The following is an 18,336-nucleotide window of genomic DNA, read 5'->3' as shown; positions in this document are numbered from 1 at the left end:
TGGCTTTCGGCTCGGCGATGAATAATATGAGTTATGAATATAATTTCTTATCCTGAAAGAAGTGAATGGCCGGCACTTTTGACTCGGCCGGTTCAGGATTCTTTGGCTATTGAAGGAAAAGTTTTGCCCATTCTCGATTTGGTAAAAACAAAAGGAGATGAAGGTTTGCGTGAACTGGCAAAGAAATTTGACGGTGTGGATTTGACAGATTTTGCTTTTTCACATGACGAATTTGATGCTGCGGAAGGACAGCTGGATGAAGAATTAAAAGCTGCAATTCGTCAGGCTTACCAAAATATATATACTTTTCATAAGGCTCAGTTACAATCAGTTGAAAAAATTGAAACCATGCCTGGCGTCACTTGCTGGCGTAAAAGTGTGGGAATTGAAAAAGTCGGGATATATATTCCGGGTGGCACTGCTCCTTTGTTCAGTACGGTTTTGATGCTTGGAATTCCTGCGCAATTGGCTGGTTGTAAAGAAGTTATTCTTTGTACGCCATCTAGCCACCCGGCTATTTTATTTGCTGCAAAACTTGTAGGTGTGACATCTGCATTCCGCATTGGCGGAGCTCAGGCTGTTGCAGCTATGGCATACGGAACGGAAAGTGTTCCAAAGGTTTACAAGATTTTTGGACCTGGAAATCAATATGTTACTACGGCAAAAATGCTTATTAGTAAGGAAGGTATAGCGATTGATATGCCTGCCGGCCCTTCGGAAGTTGCGGTATATGCTGATGATTCTGCTGTTCCTTCTTTTGTAGCTGCCGATTTATTGTCCCAGGCCGAACATGGTGCTGACAGTCAGGTTCTGCTTGTTTCGACAAGTGAAAAGTTTTTGACAGCAGTTAATGAAGAATTGACCACACAGCTTGAAGCTTTGCCCCGCCGGGAACTGGCTGCGCAATCCATCGCCAACAGCAAAGCGATTCTCGTTAATTCAGCTTATGAAGCCATTGATTTGTTAAATGATTATGCAGCGGAACATTTAATTTTAAGTGTGCAGGATGCAGAATCAGTTTCAGATAAGATTTTCAATGCCGGATCCATTTTCCTGGGAAATTTCACACCGGAATCTTGCGGTGATTATGCTTCTGGTACTAACCATACCTTACCTACAAATGGTTATGCACGTGCATACAGCGGTGTTTCGGTCGATAGTTTTGTAAAGAAAATTACAGTTCAGCATATATCCGAGGCAGGAATTAGGAACATTGGTCCCACTGTGGAAGTTATGGCTCATGCTGAGTCTTTGGATGCGCATAAACGCGCAGTTACCGTTCGTTTAAATTCCCTTTCATAAAAACTATTTGTAAGTTTTAATAAATGCGAAAAATGTCGTATTTTTGAAAGACTAATTTCCGGTCGTTCTAAATGATTGAAAAGATGACAGCATTTATGGTTAATGAACTTTTGGGAGGTTACAATGTCCTGAAACATTCTGTAAAGAATGATTTTGACCTTGCATATCTTGCAGAAAACGGTATTCCCAAAATAGCTATTCAGCATCTTGCGGATTCTGCGGGTCTTGAATTGAAAGATGTAATTTCACTCTTGCCCGTTACGCCAAGGAATCTGCAACGTTACGAGGATAAAGATTTGCTTAGTAATGTGGTTTCAGATCATTTGATTGCTCTTGCTGATTTATTCTCAGTAGGAACCCGCGTTCTTGGGAAAGAATATTTTCTGGATTGGATGAACAGTAAGATCCTGGCTCTTGGCAATGTAAAACCGATGCAATTTCTGCGTACCCATGCAGGTATCGAACTTATTAAAACGGAACTGGGTCGTATTGAGCATGGTATTTTTGCGTAGATGGAGTTATTCAGAATCACCAGGTCGGAGTATCAGTATGATCTGACAGGCATAGGCGCTTACCGGCACGGGGGGAGATGGAATACGCCTCAGAATTCCATGCTTTACACTTCTTCCCGCCGCTCACTGGCTATGCTTGAAATCATCGTTCATTGGCAACAGCCGAATCCTCCAAAAGATTTTGTGGTAGTAGTTTTGTATGTCCCGGACAATACGCCTGTTTTTAATCCTTATCCGATTATTGATTGGCAGGAAGATTTGCAATGGAGCAAAGAAACAGGTGATTCCTGGTTGAAGGAAAATAAAACATTACTGATGAGTATTCCTTCGGTGGTGGTTCCTTCGGAAAGAAACTTTTTGATCAATCCGCTGCATGAGGACTTTGGTGCGGTAAAAGTTATTAACACCGAGCCTTTTCAATTTGATAAAAGATTATTTTAATAATAACAGGAGCAGAGAAAGTTATAATGTACAGAACTGATGCTCTAAAATAACAGTACAAATGAATAATTTATTCGACCTGAACTCGGTCATCCGCCCACATATTTTAACTCTGGCTCCTTATTCTTCTGCTCGTGATGAATATACGGGGCATTCAGGTATTTTTCTGGATGCTAACGAAAATCCTTACGGCTCAGTTACGGTTGAAGATTATAACCGCTATCCGGATCCATATCAGGCTGAAATAAAAGCGAAATTAAGTCCGATAAAGAAAATTGATACACAAAGAATTTTTCTTGGAAACGGTAGTGACGAGCCGATCGATCTATTGATCAGGGCCACCTGTACCCCTGAGAAAGATCACGTGATTATTTTGCCGCCAACTTATGGAATGTATGAGGTAAGTGCTTCTATCCATAATGTTAAAATTGACAAAGTTTCTTTGACAGCTGATTATCAGATTGATGTTGACGCCGTGTTAAAAGCAATTACGCCTGATACAAAAATTATCTGGGTTTGTACGCCAAACAATCCAACCGGGAATGTCATGCAGGATGAAGCCATCGTCACACTTCTGAATAATTTCAATGGTTTGGTTGTGGTGGATGAAGCTTATGTAGATTTTAAGGATTCGGTTTCATGGATTTCGCGTCTGGATGAGTTCCCGAATCTGGTGGTTCTGCAAACCTTTTCGAAAGCCTGGGGGCTTGCCGGTATCCGCGCTGGCATGTGTTTTGCTTCTGCGGACCTGATTAAAATTCTGAATAAAATCAAATCACCTTATAATATCAGTTTACCCGCGCAGCGTGTTTTGCTTGAAGGTTTGGATGGGGTTCAAAAGAAGGATGAGATGGTGAAAGAAATTCTGAAAGAAAGAGCTTCACTACGTACGATGCTGGAAAATTTATCGTTGGTGAATAAAGTATTTCCGTCGGATGCTAATTTCCTGCTTGTACATTTTGACGATGCAAAGGCGGTGATGGATTATTTAATTAATGAAGCTGTTATTGTGCGTGACAGATCCAAAGTACATTTATGTGAAGGATGTTTGCGCATAACAGTAGGCACGGAATATGAAAATGAGGTTTTGGTAGAATCTTTAAAAAAATATCAGCAAAATAGCGTAATTGCGCAAACACTTTAAATCACACTATAACAACAATCCCAAGCACCAACCATTTATTTATGAAGAAATTAGCACTTACTTTTATTTGTATACTTTCCTTTGGACTTGCTCAGGCGCAAGATAACAATTGGGCCGTTGGTTTTAAATTAGGAGAACCGTCCGGCGTTAATTTCAGGAAATATTTTAACAACATTCATGCGCTGGATGTCACGATTGGTACTTATGGTGGTGTATTGTCAAATGATCGTAATTACCGCAGCGGAAAATATAAGACAACAGGTTTATCTGTGCAGGTGCATTATTTGTGGACTACACCTCTTTTTAATGCCGAAAATGTGCGTGTTTATTATGGTTTAGGCGGACAGGTTAACAGCAGAAATTATTATCCTGATAATAAAAGAACTTTACCTGCTCCCGGTGATCGTGAAAAAACCATTTCACTTGGTGGTTCAGCCATTGGTGGTGTGGAATATTTTATTCCGGACAACAGAATCTCCGTGTTTTTGGAAACCGGCGCCTATGTTGAGTTGCTTCCAAGGCCATTTTATTTGAGTCCGAACCTTTCAGCAGGTATTCGCTTCAATTTGTAAAAAGTTGTAAGTCATAAATATAGAAAACAGGAAGAGCAGGCATTTTGCCTGCTTTTTTTGTACCTTGATTTGCTGTTTTTAATGGCTGCCTTTATTTCAAAATAGAAAATCGAAACGTGTTTAAAGTATATAGCTCATCCGCCGGTTCAGGTAAAACTTATACGCTTACCAAAGAGTATCTCAAACTTGCCCTGCATTCCAATTCAGAAACGTATTTCAGACAAATTCTAGCTGTAACATTTACAAATGCTGCGGCAAATGAAATGAAAGAGCGGATTTTGTTAATGCTCAGAACTTTCGCAAACGCCATGTCAGCCGAGGGCACTGAGCATCCGATGCTTAGAGATGTGATCACTGAATTATATCCGGTAACATTGGAAGATCCGGAGCTTTATGCAGGTGCAAAGGAATTGATTTCAGGCCGTGCACAACTGGTTTTTCGCCAGATTTTACACCGGTATTCTGATTTTTCTGTGATGACCATTGATAAGTTTACACAGCGGCTTATCAGCAGTTTTACAGATGAACTGGGCATTCCGTTTGTTTTTGAAACACAGCTCGACGGACAATTACTGGATGATGCGGTTGATCGTTTACTGGCCAGGATCGGACAGGATGGAGAAGAGGTATTATCCGATATTGTAGAAAAATATTACAGGGAAAAAGCAGAAGAAGGCAAAAGCTGGTCGTCATTACCTGCGCAGATAAGGGAAACGGCCGGTACTTTGTTGAGTGAGCAGAGTTATCTGCAAATGCAGCGTGTTTCCAATTTGCAAATGAGCGACTGGGTTTCAATCCGTAATCATATGCGGACTTTTGTGAAAGGTCGGGAAGAAGCCATAAAACGGCTATCGCTCAGTGCTTTCGAATTGATCCAGGTGGAGCTGCTATCAGATAAAGATTTTTACCAGGGAGCCCGTGGTATTTATGGATATTTCAAAGACAGAAGTGAAGGCAAAAATACCTGGACAGCACCTAATTCATACGTTAGCGGAAAAACTATTGGTGAAGAAAACTGGTATGGTGCTAAAACTGCCGGACCGATTAAGAACAAGATTGAAGCGATAAGACCGGAACTTGAAAGATTATATTTTGAAATTGAGAAAATCAGAGAAGGTGAGTCTGCGAAGATTATTTTATATACGCAACTTGATCGTCATCTCTATAACTTATCACTTCTCGGAGAAATAAGGAAGGAATTTGATGCGCTTTTAAAGCAAAATAACCAGGTACATATTTCTGATTTTAACCGCAGGATTCTTGAAATTGTATCAAGGGAGCCAGTTCCTTTTATCTTTGAGCGGCTTGGAGAAAAATATAATCATATTCTGGTTGATGAATTTCAGGATACTTCCAAATTGCAGTTTGCCAACTTGCTTCCTCTGATAGAAAATGCTTTGGCGGATGGTTATTTCAATCTGATCGTGGGAGATGCCAAACAATCGATTTACCGTTTCAGAGGTGGAGATATGGATCTGATCCTGCATCTCGCTCAAAATCAGGTAATGCAGCTAATGCCAATTTTGGGTGATAATATTTATAATGAGGAAAGATTGTGGAGTGTCGACAGTCATCTTGAAATAAATCATTTACGGACAAACCGGAGAAGTTATAGAGAAATTACTACGTTCAATAATCAATTTTTTGGATTTATTTCAGAAACGGTAGGAGAGGAATATCCGTTGATCCGCCACGTTTATGACGATAATTTCAAACAGGAGATACCTTCCGGCGTTAATGAGGGTGGTCATGTGCAGATGGAATTTATTGAAATGCAGGAGTTTGCGGATGAATTTTTAGAGGACCAGACAAAAAATGATTCGATCGTAAAAAGAAGTGTGGCGTTGATTTCAGAACTTCGTGAGTCCGGGTACCAATGGCGGGATATTGCGATTTTGTGTCGTAAAAAGAAGGAAGCAACAGCATTGGCAAATGCTTTAAAAGATTCTGGTTATCCGCTGATTTCCGATGATGCTCTGTCCCTGGCATATTCCAGATCCGTGCATTTTATCATTTCTTTTATGCAGGTTTTGCATATGGACCAGCGCTTGAAACGTTATGAGGCCGCTTATTTATTCCACAGGATCATAAGAAAAGAAAATCCAAGTGCGGAAGAGCACGAAGCCCTGCGGACGCTTTGTACTAAAAAGGGACTTGATACATTTCTTGGTTATTTTTTAAAATGGAATATTGAACTGGTTGCGTTCAGGATCCGTCAGTTGACGGTTTTTGAATTGTGTGAGCAATTAATGCAGACATTCGGGCTTTTTGAAAACAAAACTGAAAATGAATATTTATTTCGTTTTCTTGATGTAGTCCTTGAATTTGGAACGCGGAAAAGTAATCACCTGGGCGATTTTCTTCAATATTGGGATACTAATAAACATAAACTCTCAATCACGATTCCTGCGGATACAGATGCTTTGCGGATCACTACGATTCACAAGTCGAAGGGGCTGGAATATCCTGTTGTTATCGTTCCATATGCAAACTGGAAAGTGACTCCAAATGCGAAACTTGACAGATTATGGATTGATCTGGATGACGTTCCGTACGATGAACTAGTTTTGAAAGAAAAAGAAAATGAGCTTTTTCCGGTCACAAAGAAGTTAAGAAGTTCTCTGGTTTCCGTGGTTAAAGATCTGGATAGTACATTGGTTTCCGATCAGTATCAGGAAGAGAAAACGAGGACTCTGGTTGAAAATCTGAATTTACTGTATGTGGCTTTTACAAGACCCATTCAGAGGCTTTACATTTTGGCGAAACGTGAGAAAAACTGGAAACAATCGCAACAGGTCAGTACCTGGCTGCACGACTATTTAAGTCAGCCTGAATCGCAGCCCACTTATGATGAGCAACAAAGCACATTTGTTCTGTCTCAGGGAAATCAGGATTGTTTCCATGCTCATTCTAAAAATAATGCAGCAGCATATCTGATCAGCGATGTCATCAGCAATGACCGCACCGATACCTTGCGACTAAGAAGAATGGCCGAGCGTATTTTTGATGTTGAGACTTTTGAAAGGAAAAAGGATCATCTGCAAAAAATGAGACATTTGTTAATTAAAATGAATGTAGAAGCTGATTTATCTCAAACCGTCAGTCAACTGGTTCGGGAAGGCATTGTTGTAAAAGATGAGGCTAAAATTTTACACGATCAGGTTATTGCTTTGTTGAAAAAAGATTCTCTGACGGATTTATACAATGAAAATGTTACCGTTCAGATCAATAAAGAATTATTACTTCCTGGTGGGAAAATGCTTCATATAGACAGAATCGTTCATCTGCCGGACGATTCTTATGTTTTTATGACATTTATTGCAGGAAGTGGAAATGAGCAGCCGAAAAATCATTTAAAACGTTTGATAAGAGTGTTTGAAAATGAAGGAAATGCAGCAAAAGCTGTGTTGGTCACGCTTGAAAATGAGGTTATTGAGTGGATTAGCTAAAATTTGAATAACGTTATGAACATTATTATCAGAGAAATTCAGCCGGAGGACAATGCCGAACTGGCCCGGGTTATTAGAAAAGCTTTGGAGGAATTCAAGGCAAATAAACCCGGAACTGTTTATTTTGATAAAAGCACTGATCATTTAAGTGATCTTTTCCAGGTTGAAAACAGTGTTTATTTTGTTGCCATTGAAGATACAAAACTATTGGGCGGAGCAGGTATCTTCCCGACGGAAGGCTTGGATGCGGATACGGTAGAGTTGGTGAAAATGTATCTGAGACCGGAAGCCAGGGGAAAGGGGTTAGGTAAAACCTTGATATTGAAGTGTATAGAATATGCTAAAAGTAAAGGTTACAAACGAATTTATCTTGAAACCATGAATGAGCTTGACAAAGCGGTCATTGCTTATGAAAAATTAGGCTTTCAGTTGTTGAGCAGTCCTTTGGGGAATAGCGGACATCATTCCTGCGAATTATGGATGGTTAAAAATATCGACTGATATCATTTGCAGAATTCTATTGATATCGTTTAAACAATCTAATTATGTTGATTAGAAACATACAAGTCAATTCCTGATCTATTTTTGTATTATATCAATAATTACCATCCTTATTTTATTCTACAAATAATTTTGATAGTAATGTAGAAAAAACTCTATAATTTCTGTGGCTAAAATCTCAGAAATTATAGTTCCCCTTCTTTTTTTTACTGATATTCACGGTTAGTTTAAAAACTACATCCGTAGGAACTCTTCGTTATCTTAAAATTTATGCGTTTTTCGTTTCAGCAACAGGTCTTTACAGGCATCATTGTGTCTATTATTCTTGTAATAATCGTAGGATTTTCTTCTTATGAAGCTATTGTTCTGCAACAGGAAAATGCAGGTTGGGTAGATCACACCAGAGAAGTAATCAAATCATCATCCGAAGTCAGAAATCAACTTCTTACAGCAGAAACAAATTTACGTGGTTACGCGCTTTTAAATAATCAGGATTTTGAAAATGCACATCTGAAGGCCAAGGAGCGAATATTAAGCCAGTTTGGTTTTTTAAGGCAACTTGTTGAAGACAATCCCGCTCAAACGGCTCGTCTTGATAGCCTTGCACCCGTACTGCAAAACCGGTTAAAACTGATGGCGGAGCAACTGGAACTTATCAAGTCCGACAATCATTCGGAGGACTCGTTAAAATCTATGGTAGCAAGTGGACAGAAGTTGTCTTCACAACTTTCCTTATTTTTCAATAATGCCGAAGCGATGGAAAACAATCTGCTGGCGGTTCGTGAAGAACAGGCTCTTGTGAGCACCACCAGAGCCAAACAGGTAATTCTTGGTGGTACAGCTGTTTTTATGTTTGTGATATTTATTCTTTTCTACATTATAAGAAGGACATATTTATCCCAGGTATTTTCGGAACAGTTAGCATTAAAAGCAAATGCAGAAATGGAAATGTTGTCTCTGGAAGACCAGCGTAAAAACTGGATTTTATCCGCAGCGGTAGAAGTTACCACATCTATTCGTGGCGAACCTACGGAATCTGAGCTGGCAGACAAGTTTTTGCATAAGATGGCTAAGCTAACCAACGCTTCAACAGCAATATTGTATGTCATAAATCGTAATGCCAGTGCCTGGGATCTTGCCTCTACATATGCTGTGGATCAGCACGAAGGCGTGCCTGACAGAATATCAGAAAAGGACGGACTAACAGGACAAATAATCAAAGATAAACAAAGCCTAAAAAGATTGGAAGTAAGCCCAGGATATCTGCGGATTGGTACCGTACTTGGAAATACTATGCCTGAGTCAGTTTTTGTGAAGACAATGATTCAGGAGGGGAAAGTTATTGGTTTGTTGGAATTAGGTTATCTGAAACAACCCGATGACAATGTTATCAAACTTCTTGAAAGAGTAACAGACGGTGCAGCCATAGCATTTGTAGCGGCAAGAGAACGTCAGTTAATGAAAGAATTGCTGGATACAACCCAGCTTCAGGCAGAGGAGCTTGAAAGCCAGCAAGAGGAGTTACGGGTTACTAATGAGGAACTTACCAGACAAAGCTCACTTCTTCAGGTATCCGAAGAGGAACTTCGTGTGCAGCAGGAAGAATTAAAACAGATCAATACTGAACTGGAAGAAAAAGCCTTTCTTTTAGAAGAACAAAAAAGCACGCTGGAAGAAGCAAGAGACCAGATTCAGATAAAGGCTGATGAACTTGAAAAAACGGGTCGTTTTAAAAGTGAATTTTTGGCCAATATGAGCCACGAACTTCGTACGCCGCTGAATAGCATTTTAATTCTTTCACGCATTTTATCAGAAAATAAAGGTGCCCGATTAAGCGATGAAGAGCAACGATATGCTTCTGTCATTAATAATTCAGGTAACGATTTACTGACCCTTATTAACGATATCCTGGATCTGGCAAAGGTGGAATCCGGAAAGATTGAGCTTCATCCGGAGGAAGTTAATATTGAATTACTACTGGTTGAAGTAAAAAATACTTTTCAGAAAATTGCTGAAAATAAAGGACTTGAACTGAAAATGATAAGGACAGATTCCTGTCCGGAAACGCTTTTTGTGGACCAAGTCAGGGTTTTGCAGGTCATACGAAATCTTCTTTCCAATGCCATAAAATTCACTTCGGCGCCAGGTTCGGTTTCACTCATTATTTCCCAAAGCAATGATCAATGGCATTTTGAAGTTTCGGATACCGGAATTGGTATTCCCAACGATAAGCAAAAAGCGATTTTTGAAGCTTTCCAACAGGCAGATGGTTCAACAAGCAGAAAATATGGGGGAACAGGTTTAGGTTTGTCTATAAGCCGTGAACTTGCGATTTTGTTTAAAGGATCGATTTCTTTAAAAAGTGAAGTAGGAAAAGGATCGTCATTTACGCTATCAATACCTGTTCAGACAAGCGGCGGAAAATCAAACGCATCCGAAATGGAGCCGGATGTATTTGTGGAAGAAGTGGCAATCGCGAAACCGCAATCCAACAAATTTGTTGAAAATAATAATGAAAATCGTCTTCTGCTTATCGAAGACGATCCGATTTTTGCAGAAGATATGGCCAGTAAAGCCCGTGATAATGGTTTTGAAGTAGTAATCGCTTCAACGGGTTATGGCGGATTGGATATTGCAAAAAGTTTTAAACCGACGGCGATTATTCTTGATATGCATCTTCCTGACATTTCCGGAGAAGATGTTTTGAAGGAATTAAAATCAGATCATAAAACCAGCCTTATTCCGGTTCACACGGTTTCTGCCGGAGACGAAAGTGCAGCGCATATGCTGGACGAAGGTGCGATCGGATTTATGCAAAAACCGGTTGATAAAAAATCAGCAGAATTTATTTTCAATTTATTGAAGCTTGAAGGCCCTGATACCGAGAAAAAACGGATTTTGTTAATCGAGGATGATGCTTTCCAGAGTCAATACTTTGGAGATTTTCTGGAAAAAAATAATCTGTTTGTTTTATACGCTTATTCAGGAGCGGAAGCACTGTCCTTTTTATCAAAGGAAATTGTCGACGGTATCATACTTGACATCCGTTTGTCTGACATGAACGGACTTGATCTGCTCGATCAAATCAAGCAGGAGCCGAAATGGGCTAACCTGCCGGTTATAATAAACACAGCCGAAGATCTTTCACAGGAAGATCTGTCAAAAGTGATGCGTTATTCGCATCCGGTTGTGATGAAAACACGGAAATCCAATGATCGATTACTGGATGAAGTGAATTTATTCTTGAAAAAATTTCAGCCCAAACAAGCACCTTCTATTCAAAAACAACAGCCGTTCAGTAATCCATTTGTACATGCCGAGCGCGTATTTGTAGGTAAAAAAGTGCTTCTGGCGGATGATGATATGCGCAATATTTTTGCTTTAAGTGCTGTTTTGGAAGACGCCGGTTTTGAAATCGTCATTGCAACAAATGGCCGCGAGGCGATAGCAAAACTTGGAGAAAATAAAGATGTCGATCTAATATTGATGGATGTCATGATGCCGGAAATGGATGGTATTGAAGCTACAACGCTGATCCGTAAGGAACAGAAATGGAATAACATACCCATCATAGCCGTAACAGCGAAAGCGATGCAGGGAGACAGAGAATTGTGCTTGTCAGCCGGAGCTAATGATTATATCTCGAAACCGGTGGATATAGATAAATTGCTATCCCTGATTAAAGTCTGGCTTCATTCGTAAATTATGGTACTGTTGGAATATCAGGAACTGGAATTGTTAATCACAAAGGTCAGGGAAATTTCAGGGTTTGATTTTTCTGGTTATGCGCGGCCGTCTTTGCTACGGAGGGCCTCGCGTTATCTTACAAAACATGCCATGGATTTATCTGAACTGCATATTCATATTGAGCAGGGTGGTAAAACGGTTTACGATTTCATACAGGAATTGACGGTCAATTATTCTGAAATGTTTCGTGATCCGGATTTTTTTATAAGCGTACGCTCCGAAATTCTGACATATCTGGCATCTTACCCGGCCATCCGGTTGTGGATCGCAGGTTGTGCTTCCGGAGAAGAGGCTTTTTCTATGGCTATTCTTCTAAAGGAGGCAGGTTTGTTTGACAGATCACTGATTTACGGAACCGATCTGAGTGAACGTGTGCTTTCATCGGCACGTGAAGGCGTTTTTGGATTGGGACATATGAGAACTTTTTCGGAGAATTATATGCTTGCAGAAGGCAAAAATTCTTTGTCAGACTATTATAATGTGGCATATAATCAGGCCATTATGGATCCGAATTTGAGAAAAAACATTGTTTTTTCACTACACGATCTTACCGGTGACGGGGTTTTTAATGAATTTCAAATGGTGAGTTGCCGGAATGTTATGATCTATTTCAATCTTGAACAACGTCAGAAAGTTTTCAAACTATTATATGAAAGCCTCGGCATGTTTGGTTTTTTATGTCTGGGGAAAAGGGAGACGTTAAGATATTCAGGAGTTGAAGAGAATTTCAGGATTATTGATGCGCATCTGAATATTTATCAAAAGATCAAATGACAGAGCAGAATCGTGGTCCGCTGAATTTGGTACTGATAGGCGGCTCGTCCGGTAGTTTTGTAATTTTCGAACAAATATTGAAGCTTGCCACCAGGCCATTACCCTGCGCAGTGATTTTTGTTTTACATCGTGGAAAGTCCAGTATGGCCAATTTTCCCTTTTTGTTTAAAGCAAAAACAAAGGTAAGAATGGAAGAGCCGCAGCATCTGGATCCGGTGGAAAATGATTGCATATATTTTGCAGTACCGGATTATCATTTGCTGATTGGCCCGGACAAAAGGTTTTATCTGGACGATACCGATAAGGATTTTTTTTCCCGCCCTTCCATTGATGCGACATTGATTTCAGCACTGCAATCGGGGATTAACATCAGGGCTGCCATGTTGTTTTCAGGTGCAAGTCAGGACGGAGCATTGGGGTTGAAGTTAATTGCGGAAAAGGGTTTTGCAACCTATGTTCAAAATCCTGATTTCGCAGAGGTACCAAGGATGCCTGCAGAGGCGTTAAAGCAATATGGCAGACACCATATTTTAGATGACAAAACAATTTTTGAAGAAATTAGAAGTGTACTTTACAGTTACTCAACGTAGTCATGGAAAAAACTAAAATTTTGCTTTTAGACGACAGAGAAGAAAATTTAATTTCTCTGAAAGCTGTACTGGACAGAGATGATATATCCATTTATTCCACCACCTCTCCCAACGAAGCACTTCGCATTGTCTGGGAAAATGAAATTGCCGTGGCTTTGGTTGACGTCCAGATGCCCGGGATGGATGGATTTGAATTTGCCGAAACACTTGCTTCAAATCCAAAAACAAAAGATATATTGATCGTTTTTGTAACAGCTATATCCAAAGAAACGACTTACGCAGTCAGAGGGCTGAAAACCGGTGCCATTGATTATTTGTACAAACCGCTTGATCCATACATCACAAATGCAAAAGTTGATTCACTGATCAGACTGGCCAGAAGCCAGCGGGAGATTCGTGAAAAAAACAAGCTGCTTGAAAATTACGCAACGATTGTTACAAATTCTCCGGATATTATTGCCACCGTAGAAGCTGAGTCTGGTCGGATTATGTCTATTAATCCATCCGTTTTTTCCATACTTGGGCTACATCCTTCGTCGCTGATAAATGTTTCGATGTTGGATCTGCTTGTGGAGCCAAATCGTTCAGGTTTGCAGGGCGTTCTGGTCAATCAGACATATATGAGCGGTGAAACTATTGTGGTTGAAGACCAGTTTCACGGAAAACTGCATCAGCCGGTTTGGCTTGAATTACGGATCATGTATAAAAATAAACTCTTGTTTATCAATCTGCATGATATCGAAAAGCGTAAAGCTCACGAACTTGCCCTCGTTGAAGCACGAAGCCTTGCAGATAAGTCACGGAAAGTGAAAGAAGCTTTTCTCGCCAACATGAGTCATGAAATCCGCACACCTTTGAACGGAATAATTGGTATTGGTAACTTGCTGGAAGCTACGGAATTAGAGCCAGGTCAACGCGAATTGCTGGATATGCTCCTCCATTCTTCCGGTTCTCTGCTTAATATTTTGAATGATATTCTTGATATATCTAAGATTGATGATGGAAAGTTTTCTATCCTGCCTACACCTACAAATTTAAAGGTGCTCGGTAAAGGAATTATTGATCTGATGCGTTTTAAAGCTGATGAAAAACGCATTGAGTTATCATTAAATGTAGCCAAAGAGATACCTGAAAGCGTCATGTTAGATGGTATGCGACTGAATCAGATCCTGATGAATCTGGTGGGTAATGCTTTGAAGTTTACACATGCCGGTTATGTCAGACTTCGTATTGAGTATGGCGGTGTGGAAGGAGTTTATCATAAAATCAGATTGGCTGTGGAAGATACAGGCATCGGCATTTCAGAGGACCGTATGCAATTTATTTTTTCTGAATATGGACAAGCTACTGCCGAGACTTCTCATAATTACGGCGGTACGGGTCTGGGACTGACTATTTCTCAAAAACTGGTTTTGCTGATGGGAAGTGAATTGAAGGTTACCAGTCAGTTTCAGCGAGGCAGTGAATTTTATTTTACGTTGCTGGCGAAAGATTCGAATCAAAAACTGGAAGGTAAAAAGCCGGTTGTTTCTTTCAAAACATTATCTCCCTTTTTTGGCAAGCGGGTACTGGTAGCTGAGGATAATCAGATCAACGCTTTATTGATAAATAAATATCTTACAACCTGGCTGATTGATACAACTTTGGTTGTAAATGGAAAAGAAGCTGTTCAGGTGCTTCAAAAGGAGGAATTTGACCTGATCATTATGGATACACGAATGCCGGAAATGGATGGCTACGAAGCGGCCCAGCGTGTGAGGAAACTTGGAATTACTACACCTATACTTTCACTTTCGGCCACGGTTCTGGAAGAGGATACCCGGCAGGCCATTGACTCGGGAATGAATGATACTTTATCAAAACCATTCGAACCAACCAAATTGCATGAAAAAATTGGTTTGCTGTTATTGCAGACGGTTTATTGAATGAAGTAAGCAAAAACTCAGACCTTATTAACCTTCCTCATTTTATTAATCTTACACTTCATGCAACGAATTTTTCGAATTAATCGTAATGATTTATGTGTGATTTCGTTTAATTAAAGTCGAAATTTAGTGTACGTAAATAATAAAATGAAAAGTAAATCAAACCGCTGGTTTCTCCTCACGTTAGCAGTACTGGCAGGGTGTAGTTCATCCAAAACTATTCCTGTTGAATCAAAATGGAATGCCCCTTTTACTTATGTTGACGAAGTGAAACCTGATCATAAGGACCAGGCTTCGAGGCTTGCATATGGCATCATCAACGATGATCATTATTTGTATCTGACTATGTCAACCCGTGATCCGCAGACGATCCAGAAAATTCTGGGCAACGGACTTAAAGTTTCATTTTCTCCGGAAGGTCAAAAAAAAGATTCTTATTCATTGATGTTTCCTGTCGTTTTGAAAGAAGATCGTAAGGCTTTAAAACGGATTGATACGGATTTACCAAATAGCCTGGGGCTTAATTTGCTGATGGATTCTTATAACAAAGAAGCTGTCTGGAAGGACGCGAAAGGTCAGCACTTTATTAATCTGGTAGAAGCAGATGGCAGTATTAAATCCAAAATAAGCATGGATCAGAACGGAGAGTTAACTGAGCAAATTGCCATTCCTTTCAGTTTACTGGCGTTGAATACAAAGGATTCTCCTATTTTAGGGATCAATATTAAAATTGACGGTGCTTCGTCTCAGTCCGGATTTTCTCCAAGAATCGGCATCGGTTTGGGTGGAGGAATTGGTATGGGAGGCGGAATGGGTGTTGGTATCGGAAATGGTTATGGCCGTTATGGAAACGCTGATCGTGGTGTCGATATTCGCCTGGCCGTTCAGCTGGCCCGTGGAAATGGTTAAAATTCAGAAATAAGAAGTTGAAAAGGAATGCCCGCTGAATCTGTTTAGCGGGCATTCCTTTTTGGCTTTTACAGAAGGAGGTACTGAGCATTCAAAGTGTATTTAAATCCAGTAGATACCAATTCTCGAACTATCTGATCTTAAATCTGTAAGGTGGATATAAAAAATGAAAATTATTCCACCTTCCAATCCGGATTAACCAAAAGTATCGTTGTTAATGAAGTGTCTTATAATTTAGATTACGATTTTTTTGTCAAAACAGATTGATGCATGACAGTTTTGCCTTAAAAAGATGTTAATTTGGCTACAAAAGAATTAGAGTGAAGAATCGAAACATAAAAAAATATTACAATTTCCTGAAATTCAAGCGTGACTTTACGCTGTTTAGTATGCATAAGGTCAAGAGTTATGAAATTGTAATGTTCTGGCTCAAAAGTCTGCTGACGCGTAGTCAGTTTTTGATTTTGTCGGGTATTCTGGTTGGATGCACGGCCGGTCTTGCCGGTGTGGTTTTGAAATCTTTGGTTCATTACATCCACTACATTATCACCTATAAAGTTCATTTTGAAGACCAGGTTTTTTTCTATCTGATCTTTCCCTTTTTAGGTATAGTAATCACTTCAATTGTTGTAAAGGTTTTTTTTAAAGGACTTGATAAAAAAGGAATTCCGGTTATTCTTTATGAAATTGCGCAGAATTCCAGTAATGTCTCACCAGTCAAAATGTACTCTCAAATCGTTCAGAGTGCTATAACGGTTGGTTTGGGTGGTTCCGCAGGACTGGAAAGCCCGATTGCAGTAACTGGTGCGGCTATTGGCTCCAACTTTGCACAGACTTATAAACTGGATTATCGCGAACGGACTTTGCTTCTTGCCGCCGGTGCAACGGCCGGTATTGCATCCGCCTTCAATGCGCCTATTGCGGGTATGATGTTCGCTTTTGAAATTTTACTGACGGGGGTAGTTTTTTCGGATTTTATTCCACTCGTGGTAGCAGCGGTTTGCGGCAGTTTAATTTCCCGCATTTTGTTACAGGAGGAAGTTCTGTTTCTTTTTCACACCCGTGATGCTTTCAATTATCATAATCTTCCTTTCTACATCATTCTCGGAGTTTTCAGCGGATTATATGCCAGATATTTTCTTGTAATCACGCGTTACATTGAAGAGTTCTTTCATAACCTGAAAATGTCCCGGCTCCAGAAAGCCATGCTCGGGGGAGCCATTTTATCGTTATTATGTGTGTTGTATCCGCCTTTGTTTGGGGAAGGTTACGATACAATAAAATCTTTTACCAACGGTGAGATCAAAGAAGTTATTGAAAACAGTTTTTTTAGTTTTATCGCTTACCGGGAATGGGTGATAATCGTTTTCGTAGCAGTTGTTTGTTTGCTGAAAGCATTCGCTTCTTCCATTACGATTTATAGCGGTGGTAATGGTGGAAACTTTGCACCCTCACTTTTTGCAGGAGGTTCGCTTGGTTACGTTATGGCTTTGCTCTGTTTACAGACGGGAATCGCCGATGTACCTATGACTAATATGATTCTCGTAGGGATGGCTGGGGTAATGAGCGGGGTGATGTATGCGCCGTTAACAGCCATATTTTTGATTGCTGAATCAAGTTCGGGATATGACCTTTTTATTCCTTTGATGGTCGTTTCGGTTATATCTTTTTTGATGGCAAAATGGTTTTCACCCATTTCTCCCGATTTGGAAAAGCTGGCGAAGCAGGGAAAAATCTTTACCAGAGAGCACGACAGAAACCTTCTTTCTCTTTTGCACACACTGGATCTGCTGGACAAAGACGCGCAGGTTATTAACGAAACTGCTTCCTTCGAAGAATTACTGGAAGTCGTTAAAAAAGGAAAAAGAAACCTGATTGCTGTTTTAAACGATAATCTAACGCTGGTAGGAATTATAACTCTGGACGATCTCAGGCCAATTCTCTTTAACAAAGATTTTGACGAGTCTATGACTGTGGGTAGTTTGATGAAAGAACCCAAAGCTGTTATCGTTGAAAATGATTCTGTGGTGACGGTTGCAAGAAAATTCGACGAAACCGGTTCCTGGCATTTACCGGTAATAAAGGAATCCGGGAAATTTGCAGGATTTATTTCCAAATCAAGTGTTCTGAATAGTTACAGGCAATTATTGCAGGCACATTCCGGATAGAAAATAGTTTTTAGATTTTTATTACAGTTTTGGGCTGGTTTTGTCTACATCTACATCATAATTACTACATATCTCTCCCTGGTCTGATTTCAGTTTTGCGTCAAATTTTTTAGCAGCGGGAAACGTTGCATCCATATTTCCATTCAGTGTTGCTGTTCTTTAAAAGAGGAGTATTTATTTGTGCGACAGGCTAAAAATAAAAAAATCCCTAACACGTGCCAGGGACCTTTACAAATATTTCTCACCTCAAAGGCGTTAACACGTCAATGATTGACACAAATTTGAGGAATTTGATTATCACA

13 protein-coding genes are annotated in these 18,336 nt (G+C 39.9%); all 13 read left to right on the top strand.

Annotated features, from left to right (window positions below):
• Positions 1–33 precede the first annotated feature (33 nt).
• Positions 34–1,302, top strand: coding sequence for a histidinol dehydrogenase (gene hisD, locus LXL81_RS07635; protein WP_234646134.1), 1,269 nt, complete (start codon positions 34–36; stop codon positions 1,300–1,302).
• 83 nt (positions 1,303–1,385) lie between these two features.
• The gene (locus LXL81_RS07630; RefSeq protein ID WP_234646133.1) at positions 1,386–1,814 is read left to right on the top strand and encodes an antitoxin Xre/MbcA/ParS toxin-binding domain-containing protein; all 429 of its coding nucleotides are present in this window, start codon (positions 1,386–1,388) and stop codon (positions 1,812–1,814) included.
• Complete coding sequence (locus LXL81_RS07625; protein ID WP_234646132.1) at positions 1,815–2,255, top strand: RES family NAD+ phosphorylase; 441 nt, start codon at positions 1,815–1,817, stop codon at positions 2,253–2,255. It begins immediately after the preceding gene.
• Positions 2,256–2,316: 61 nt separating this feature from the next.
• Positions 2,317–3,399 (top strand): histidinol-phosphate transaminase, encoded by a 1,083-nt coding sequence (gene hisC, locus LXL81_RS07620; protein ID WP_234646131.1) that lies wholly within the window; start codon positions 2,317–2,319, stop codon positions 3,397–3,399.
• A 41-nt stretch (positions 3,400–3,440) separates the two neighbouring features.
• Positions 3,441–3,971 carry a hypothetical protein gene (locus LXL81_RS07615; protein WP_234646130.1) on the top strand — a complete coding sequence of 177 codons (531 nt, stop codon included), beginning with the start codon at positions 3,441–3,443 and terminating at the stop codon, positions 3,969–3,971.
• Between the two features lie 116 nt (positions 3,972–4,087).
• On the top strand, positions 4,088–7,420 hold the full coding sequence (locus tag LXL81_RS29140) for an exodeoxyribonuclease V subunit beta (protein ID WP_234646129.1): 3,333 nt from the start codon (positions 4,088–4,090) through the stop codon (positions 7,418–7,420).
• A gap of 15 nt (positions 7,421–7,435) precedes the next feature.
• Positions 7,436–7,921: a GNAT family N-acetyltransferase gene (locus LXL81_RS07605; protein ID WP_234646128.1), complete on the top strand. Its 486-nt coding sequence runs from the start codon at positions 7,436–7,438 to the stop codon at positions 7,919–7,921.
• A 270-nt stretch (positions 7,922–8,191) separates the two neighbouring features.
• The gene (locus LXL81_RS07600; RefSeq protein WP_234646127.1) at positions 8,192–11,623 is read left to right on the top strand and encodes a response regulator; all 3,432 of its coding nucleotides are present in this window, start codon (positions 8,192–8,194) and stop codon (positions 11,621–11,623) included.
• Between the two features lie 3 nt (positions 11,624–11,626).
• Entirely contained in the window at positions 11,627–12,442 is an 816-nt protein-coding gene (locus LXL81_RS07595; protein WP_234646126.1) for a protein-glutamate O-methyltransferase CheR, read from the top strand.
• Complete coding sequence (locus LXL81_RS07590) at positions 12,439–13,032, top strand: chemotaxis protein CheB (protein WP_234646125.1); 594 nt, start codon at positions 12,439–12,441, stop codon at positions 13,030–13,032. The genes LXL81_RS07595 and LXL81_RS07590 overlap by 4 nt, the downstream gene beginning before the upstream one ends.
• Before the next feature lie 2 nt (positions 13,033–13,034).
• On the top strand, positions 13,035–14,957 hold the full coding sequence (locus LXL81_RS07585) for a response regulator (RefSeq protein WP_234646124.1): 1,923 nt from the start codon (positions 13,035–13,037) through the stop codon (positions 14,955–14,957).
• A gap of 147 nt (positions 14,958–15,104) precedes the next feature.
• Complete coding sequence (locus LXL81_RS07580; RefSeq protein WP_234646123.1) at positions 15,105–15,866, top strand: hypothetical protein; 762 nt, start codon at positions 15,105–15,107, stop codon at positions 15,864–15,866.
• A 320-nt stretch (positions 15,867–16,186) separates the two neighbouring features.
• The gene (locus tag LXL81_RS07575; protein WP_234646122.1) at positions 16,187–18,034 is read left to right on the top strand and encodes a chloride channel protein; all 1,848 of its coding nucleotides are present in this window, start codon (positions 16,187–16,189) and stop codon (positions 18,032–18,034) included.
• The last annotated feature ends 302 nt before the right edge of the window (positions 18,035–18,336 follow it).

This window comes from Dyadobacter sp. CY356 (assembly GCF_021440195.1).
Taxonomy (GTDB): domain Bacteria; phylum Bacteroidota; class Bacteroidia; order Cytophagales; family Spirosomataceae; genus Dyadobacter.
The sequence above is the reverse complement of the archived record's forward strand: the minus strand, read 5'-3'. Positions and strand labels throughout refer to the sequence as shown.